Consider the following 6,204-nt stretch of genomic DNA (forward strand, 5'->3'; position numbering starts at 1 on the left):
GAACCGCTTCCACGGCCTGACCGGTGAGCCCGTCGTGAATCATTTACGGGTGAACTTCGCTTCGCCGATACGAACTCGGATCGGACCCCCGTCCATGTCAATGCCATTCCTCGGGATTGAGAGCGGCAGCGACGAACGTCTCCCCGGTGGTGACGGTCAGGTCATTTTGTTCAATCCGCAGCGCCACCTTCTCGCGATCAAATTCGCGGAACTCGAAAACGAAGTGCTCGGCGACCGCCGGCCGATCCAGGGGGAATCCATCGAGATCCACCGCCGAATTTGCACGGTCCGCGCCCTGGCAAAGGACTGATACGAACAGGGGGAAGTGTTCCGCTTCCAGCAGTCGATCCGCGTCATGAATGACCCCTGCGATCCCGACTCCACCGGTCACCTCACCGCACAGGTCGTCCAGGCAGTCCACCATGGCGTCCCAGTTCCTGCCGAAGTACCCGGGGAATTGCAGTACCTCCGCGAACGAACGGTAGATCCCCTCCTCGGTCACCAGATCGTGGGAGTCGAAGTGGTGGATGCGGCCTCCCTTTGACTCCAGCCATGACAGCTGCTGCTGGGCCGCGGCCTCTCCTCGCGGAACGAAGATGACCCAGGGCTCCGAGGTCCCCGTGATGTCAAAACCTGTCATTACTGGATCACCCTGTGAATTCACCAACGTAGCAGAAAGTTCCGTAGGGGTCCGGCGTGTAACACGCGGGACCTGGGCCGTCTTTCGGAGTCAGGAGCCGTTCGGGACCTATGATCTCCTTCCCACACCTTGGAGCGCTGCACTGCGGAAGGTCGACCTTGGCGTTGACGTCCCATTCCTTGTACTTGCCTCTGGGGAGGACGGACTTGTTATTACCCCAGTTTGCATTGCCATGGTAGCCGTCGATCTTTCCGATCCCCCCGGGCCGGGCATTGACCTTGTTCAGCATGTCCGCAGCATGCTGGGGCGCTGGGCCCGGAAGAATCCCCAGCCCGTCCGTGCTGCCGGTATCACCGCCGTGCTGACGCGAGCGGTCGCGGGATCGTAGTGAGACGCCCCCGCTTCCCGGCTTGCCCATGCGAACCGCTCGTCCTCCCAACCCGCCTTGAGGGGGTCGAAACGGATTGCCGACGACGTGGTGATCGAGTCGGCGGGCCAGCCGTACGTCACCAGAGCCCCGAACTCGGAGAGAAACCCGCGCGGCGTCGTGGGCGACAAAGGACCCGCGGTCACGCAGGACTTTCTCCCAGGTGCCCACCGACACCGAACGGCCGGGACGCCAGCGCATGGTGCCGTCCGCACCGCGTTCGCTGACGGGCGTCCGCTCGTCAGCTCTCTCGACCTGTTGCCCGGTGGAACACAGTTCCCCACTCAGGGGTCACCCGGGAGCCGCCCCGCACGACGAGCGCCGTGTACGCGTCGGTCGCTACGCCTTGAGTGATGGCGCTGGTGCGAGCCGGCCGGCCAGGGCGTCGTCCACCTGGCTCTCGAACAGGACGAAATTGGCAAGGGCGAACACACCGCAGGGTTCGGTTCGCTCAGGGATCACCTTGTCGTTCTCATCGACGTAGCCACTGCGCGCGGGGTCGAAGAAGCAGTGCTGAGCCAGCAGGTCGGTCGACTTGAGCACTTCGTGCTCGACAGTCCTGAAGTAGCCCTTGGTCCAGGGCCAGCGCCGTGAAGAACGGCGGCAGCAGCAGCCTGTCAGGCGTCAGGGCCGGCAGGTCCGGCTTCTCGGCCTCGGTCTCGGTCTCAGCAGGGACGTCATACACGTAGGCGAGGATCCCTCCGGGGAACCTGCCCTTGGATCCGCTCTGCCCGGTTTTCACAATTCGACCGAAACGGAACCCGTGCCCCTCCGGCCGCAGCATGAAGATGTCGCCCGGCTGGTGTTGACGACGCTGGCCCTTCATCTTGATCAGCGGCATGCGCCCGCCCCCTTTCGTTGCCCAAGACCTACGGGTTGTTCGCGCCGTGACAGCTGCTGCTGGATCCCGGCCTCTCCTGGTGGAAGGAGGATGACCCAGGGCTCCGAGGTCTCCGTGATGCCCTCCCACCGAGCGGCGCCCTGCCGGATCCGCTCGCGCGTCTCAGAGCGCCCTTTCACCCGTCAAATCCCCCAAGGATCGTTGTGGGGTTTCGCCGTCGGATCCTGCGACCACAGCAAGCGCTGCTCGATCTCATCACCCGTGAGATCGACGAGCCGGTCGGCAGCCCAGCCGTTCCAGTGGACGGCACCGGGAAACTGCGGCAGGCGGAAGGCCGGCAGTTGGGTCGGCAGCGCTTCGACACGGAACACCGGCTTCTTGACCTCCCCGTCCATCCTCTTCGGCTTGGACGACCTGCGCAGATCCAGACAGTCGACCACCTGCTCCACCACGTAGAGGAAGTACTCGTCGTTCTTGGCACCGGCAATCTCTACAGGCACGAGACTGCCGGCTGCCGACAACTCGTCCCCGAAGGTCTCGACGAGACGCCGGCTGAGCACCGGTGCGCCCGGGTAGCCAGTGGGATATTCGCTCTTGTGCCAGCGCCGCTCACCCAGCCATTCGGCACGAAGCCGAGCTGGCCGGTCCTCGTCGGTTCCCGTCCGCTGCCAGCGCATCAGCTGACGTGCGTCGAAATTGTTGAGATGCAGCGTCTGGTACTCACTCATGCTCGGCAGCAGTCTGTACACCGACAGACTCTTCTCGGGCTCGTCCGCCACTGCTTCACCATCCGTATTCGTTGTCACGTCGGTGTGGTCTCTCATGGTGCCGTCCATACCGCGGTCGCTGACGGTTGCCCGCCTCGTTCGCCCTGCGCCTCCTGTGCGGCATTCCGGCCGGACCAGGACGCATGGGTCTGGTTGCCGTGCTCGTCGTAGGCGTACGACTCCGTCCAGTCCGCGGCACGGACCCCGAGGACGCGACCCGCTGTGTCGAGGTCGAAGGCACGGCGCCCGGTCGTCCGGTCGTAGAGGTCCGTCACGTTGCCGTCGCCCCGGTACGTATAGGTCCTGTGTGTCAGCGGCCTGGCGCCGGCTGCGGACGACCCAGCACGTCGTAAGCGGTGGCGAGCAGTCGTCTGTCGACCCTCTCGGCGGTGGCACACCGTTCGACGGAAAGGTCGGGCGAGGCAACGTCAGGAACGGCGGCCGCGCCCAGCCCGCCAGGCCTCCTCCACGGCGTCCGCGGCCCGCAGCCACCAGCCCTCCAGCTTGTTCCGCACCGTCGCATGCACCCACCGCCACTTGAACCACAACGGCAGCTTGCGGAACGGCACGAAGGTCAGCGTGTCGTTGATGGCGTCCTCGGCCAGGCCCCTGGGCCCCTCCACGCGCAGCACCGCGTACAGCTCCGGCGTCAGCTCCCGGTTGAGCCGCGCCGCGGTACCTGCGGCAGTGAACGCGTACCCCCGCTGATCGGGATGCGGCAACTGCGTCGCCCTCACGATCCGAGGCGAAGCCTCCTCCAGTGAACACTGGAGCGCCAACCCGATCGCCGCTGTACCGAGACGGCTCTCACCGCGCTCCCACGCGGCATCCCACTCGGCGGGGTCGTCGATGCCCAGCAGACCCTTGCCGCTTTCCCAGTCACGATCCAACGCCATGAGCGGTATCCCTACCGATGCCAATCCTCGCCGTCGCTCTCCAACGCACTGTGCGCATAACGCTCCAGGCTCGGCGGCACAAGGAGCGGAGGTCATCCGGGAGCGGCTGGCCAAGGACCGATTCGATGCGGTCGAGGGTGCCGGGATCTAGGGGGTTGCGGAGTTCCGCCGAGGGGAGCGCTCCAGCGATCTCGCGCCCCATCACATGTCCAAAAGGTTCGCCAGGGAATCAGCCCGTGAAGCGGAAGGTAGACGTGATCGCGTCGAAGATGTCGAAGAAGGAGTCCGCGAGGTCGAGGACCTGACTGCTGCCGGCGACCAACGCCACCTTGCCCTCCTGGCCCGGCACGGGAATGTACGTCTGCATCAGCACAGCCCTGATCGTGCGGTTGAGGGCGTCGCCGGGTACGGGAATGTCCTCGATGCCGTACGTCCGCGCCGCCGGGCCCACTCCGGGGATGTCGACGGTCGTCACCTTCCGCCAGGAGTCCCCTTCCCGCTTGGCCTCCTTGACGGCGAGCTGGCTCGCGATGGCGGCCGGGTCGTTCGACAGCGGCTCGCCGCGCTCGTTGCGGCCGCCGACCAGGGAGACGGTCACCGAGCCGGTGATCGGCGTGTCCCCGCCGAAGCTCTCCGCCATACAGCCGCAGTACATGGCGCCCGACTTCCACGCGTCCGCGGCGGCCTTCTTGAGGAAGTCGACGTACGTGTCCCGGTACTGCTCCAACTCCGGCCGCTGCCGCACCCGTTCGTTCACCATCCGCCGGATCGAGTCGTCCCGCGACTCGGGCCGTACGTCGAACTCCCACCACGACTCCGGCACCTTGATCCGGAAACCGCCCCTCTCGACGGTCAGTGCCTCCATGTAGCGGGCCATGGCGCCGGCCTCCCCGTTCGCTCGATCACTCGTGCGCACATCGTGCCATTGCACGAGGGTGGGATACGACAAGATCAGCGGCGTGAGACGGCACGACCGGCTGACTCGACTGGATCCACGGGTGCTTCCTCTCGCCGAGATGCCGCACGCCCGGCTGCACGACGGCCTCACCACATCCGGCGTGACGCTACGGATGTCCGACGGGACCCCTCTCACTCACTGATCTCTTCCACCGTCCAGAAGGGCGAGTCCTTCGGTGGGGCCGGTCGCACGGGGAACGTGCTGAAGTCGATGTCCGCATCCTCGTCCGGGTCACCGGTCGGAAGTCGATCCCGGTGATCCGGGCGGTAGTACGCCCCGTACGCCCAGTACTCGGGCAGCTCGTGGCCCATGATCCACACGCCGTCCTGTGTCCCGTACGTCGCATTGATCCTGGCCACCGCCTCCGCGCGGGAGACACCGCAGCGTTCCACCAGTACGTCCACCATCTCGCGGAAGTACGCGAGCATCTCCTCGTCGAGGGGTATCACGAACTCGGTGCCCGTGCTGCCTGCCGTGGCACACGCGCCGTACTCCAGGAGCCGGCGCAGGCGCCTGACCTCCGCCACGAGACGCGGTACGGCCTCTCTGGCCATAGCGATGAACGTCGCGTTCTCGTCCCAGCGTTCGTCGGCACAGTCGACGTAACGAGGGTGCTGCACAAGAGTGGCAGCGACCAGTTCCCGGTGATCGAAGTCGGGATATCGCTCGCCCCGGCCCGAGTCCTCCACGGTGCCGACCCCGACCAGGTTCATGGCGTGGTCGTCGTCGAGGTTCCTGACGAACCACGGCCCCGGAGTGGCAGCCGCGCACACTTCCTCGATCCCGTCCAGGTCGAGGTCGTCGGACGCGGGTTCCGGAGGCATGCCCTACGCCTGGACGGAGGCCACGAAGTCCGACCAGGCCTCCGGTGCGAGCGCGAGTCGGGGGCCTGCGGCCTGCTTGGAGTCGCGAACGTGCACAGTGCGGGGCACTATCGCGATCTCGACGCAGGAGTCACCATCAGGGCCACTGCTGTAGCTGCTCTTGAACCACGCCAGTTCGGAGGCGTCCCCGATCGAGGACTTGCGGATCATGTCTCTCCCAGCAGTTGCTCAATGAAGGCCAGCGACTCCCGTGGTGGAAGGGCCTGAGCTCGGATCGTGCCATACCGCAGGTCGAGGATCCGGATCTCCTTCGGATCAGTGGTCGGCCGACCGTTGAAGGCACCGTCGGACCGGCCCACCGCAGTACCGTCCCCGAACTTCAGCACCTCGATCCTCCCGTTCAGACCGGGATGGGCCTCGCTGCTCGTCGGCATCACCTGAAGCCTGACGTTACGCAACCGCCCCACCTCCAGCAGGCGCTCAAGCTGCTGACGCCAGACCATTGTGCCCCCAACCGGGCGCCGCAGCGTCGCTTCCTCCTGGACGAAGCTGAGCGACGGCGCCGGCGACCGCTCGAACACGGACTGCCGGGCCATACGTGCGGCCACCAGACGCTCCACCTCGTCCGGCGAGTACGCAGGCTGCCAGGACTCGAACAGGGCTCGCGCATGATCTGGGGTCTGCAACAGGCCGTTGATGCTGATGCTTTCGTACACCCCGATCTCAACCGCCTGCCCCTCCAACTTGGCCAGCTCCCGCACCTTCTTCGGATACCGAACCCTCTTCACGTCCTCCCACGTCGCCGCAATCAGCCCACCCGCCCCCAGCACCTCATCCGCCCTGACCAGATA

10 protein-coding genes are annotated in these 6,204 nt (G+C 66.0%); all 10 read right to left on the reverse strand.

The features are described from left to right. Positions 1 to 97: 97 nt before the first annotated feature. Entirely contained in the window at positions 98 to 640 is a 543-nt protein-coding gene (locus CA983_RS12880) for a barstar family protein (protein WP_086601022.1), read from the reverse strand. 7 nt (positions 641 to 647) lie between these two features. After that, a complete protein-coding gene (locus tag CA983_RS45075; protein ID WP_158101860.1) occupies positions 648 to 929 on the reverse strand; it encodes a ribonuclease domain-containing protein in 282 nt (93 codons plus the stop codon). A gap of 610 nt (positions 930 to 1,539) precedes the next feature. Further along, on the reverse strand, positions 1,540 to 1,908 hold the full coding sequence (locus CA983_RS45820) for an Imm26 family immunity protein (protein WP_143645487.1): 369 nt from the start codon (positions 1,906 to 1,908) through the stop codon (positions 1,540 to 1,542). 182 nt (positions 1,909 to 2,090) lie between these two features. Next, on the reverse strand, positions 2,091 to 2,732 hold the full coding sequence (locus CA983_RS12890; RefSeq protein ID WP_244206844.1) for a hypothetical protein: 642 nt from the start codon (positions 2,730 to 2,732) through the stop codon (positions 2,091 to 2,093). Further along, positions 2,729 to 2,950 (reverse strand): hypothetical protein, encoded by a 222-nt coding sequence (locus tag CA983_RS47820; protein ID WP_086601025.1) that lies wholly within the window; start codon positions 2,948 to 2,950, stop codon positions 2,729 to 2,731. Before CA983_RS47820 ends, CA983_RS12890 begins: the two co-directional genes overlap by 4 nt. A 153-nt stretch (positions 2,951 to 3,103) precedes the next feature. Next, entirely contained in the window at positions 3,104 to 3,571 is a 468-nt protein-coding gene (locus CA983_RS12900; RefSeq protein ID WP_086601026.1) for a hypothetical protein, read from the reverse strand. 229 nt (positions 3,572 to 3,800) lie between these two features. Continuing rightward, positions 3,801 to 4,448, reverse strand: a complete 648-nt coding sequence (locus CA983_RS12905) for a hypothetical protein (protein ID WP_086601027.1) — start codon at positions 4,446 to 4,448, stop codon at positions 3,801 to 3,803. 212 nt (positions 4,449 to 4,660) lie between these two features. Then, entirely contained in the window at positions 4,661 to 5,353 is a 693-nt protein-coding gene (locus tag CA983_RS47825) for a hypothetical protein (RefSeq protein WP_244206847.1), read from the reverse strand. A gap of 3 nt (positions 5,354 to 5,356) precedes the next feature. Continuing rightward, the gene (locus CA983_RS12920) at positions 5,357 to 5,563 is read right to left on the reverse strand and encodes a DUF397 domain-containing protein (RefSeq protein ID WP_086601028.1); all 207 of its coding nucleotides are present in this window, start codon (positions 5,561 to 5,563) and stop codon (positions 5,357 to 5,359) included. Continuing rightward, a partial coding sequence (locus CA983_RS12925; RefSeq protein ID WP_086601029.1) for a DUF5753 domain-containing protein occupies positions 5,560 to 6,204 on the reverse strand: 645 nt, incomplete at its 5' end. The genes CA983_RS12920 and CA983_RS12925, both read right to left, overlap by 4 nt.

It is taken from the genome of Streptomyces swartbergensis, assembly GCF_002148965.1.
GTDB classification, from domain to species: Bacteria; Actinomycetota; Actinomycetes; order Streptomycetales; family Streptomycetaceae; genus Streptomyces; species Streptomyces swartbergensis.

Bases quoted from the DNA above. Each gene is read 5' to 3' on its own strand.
- CA983_RS12905 (WP_086601027.1), bottom strand. From the start codon at position 4,448: ATGGCCCGCTACATGGAGGCACTGACCGTCGAGAGGGGCGGTTTCCGG.
- CA983_RS12890 (WP_244206844.1), bottom strand. From the start codon at position 2,732: ATGAGAGACCACACCGACGTGACAACGAATACGGATGGTGAAGCAGTG.
- CA983_RS12880 (WP_086601022.1), bottom strand. From the start codon at position 640: ATGACAGGTTTTGACATCACGGGGACCTCGGAGCCCTGGGTCATCTTC.
- CA983_RS47825 (WP_244206847.1), bottom strand. From the start codon at position 5,353: ATGCCTCCGGAACCCGCGTCCGACGACCTCGACCTGGACGGGATCGAG.
- CA983_RS45820 (WP_143645487.1), bottom strand. From the start codon at position 1,908: ATGCCGCTGATCAAGATGAAGGGCCAGCGTCGTCAACACCAGCCGGGC.
- CA983_RS45075 (WP_158101860.1), bottom strand. From the start codon at position 929: ATGCTGAACAAGGTCAATGCCCGGCCCGGGGGGATCGGAAAGATCGAC.
- CA983_RS12920 (WP_086601028.1), bottom strand. From the start codon at position 5,563: ATGATCCGCAAGTCCTCGATCGGGGACGCCTCCGAACTGGCGTGGTTC.
- CA983_RS12900 (WP_086601026.1), bottom strand. From the start codon at position 3,571: ATGGCGTTGGATCGTGACTGGGAAAGCGGCAAGGGTCTGCTGGGCATC.